This is a genomic window from Oleiphilus sp. HI0132 (genome assembly GCF_001635845.1).
Map to the genome: position 1 here is coordinate 1 of NZ_LWGJ01000929.1, position 281 is coordinate 281.

Genomic DNA, 281 nt, shown 5'->3' on the forward strand with positions numbered 1-281 from the left:
AGCATGCTTAGAAGGCTGGAAACCGACTATCCAGGCTCTAAAGTAATTGTGGTTTTTGACGCTAAAGGTAAGAACTTTCGTCATGAAATTTACCCTGACTATAAAGCGAATCGTCCACCGATGCCTGATGATTTACGTTCTCAGATCGCGCCGATTCACGAGATCATTGAAGCAATGGGTTTGCCTTTACTCATCATTCCTGATGTCGAAGCGGATGATGTGATTGGTGCCTTGGCGCATCAGGCAACGCAAAAGAAGATCGATGTGGTGATCTCAACTGG

General features: G+C 45.6%; 1 pseudogene. It reads left to right on the forward strand.

What is annotated here, in order from left to right:
• Nucleotides 1–281, forward strand: a pseudogene (locus A3766_RS10450) (DNA polymerase I); the annotation flags it as partial.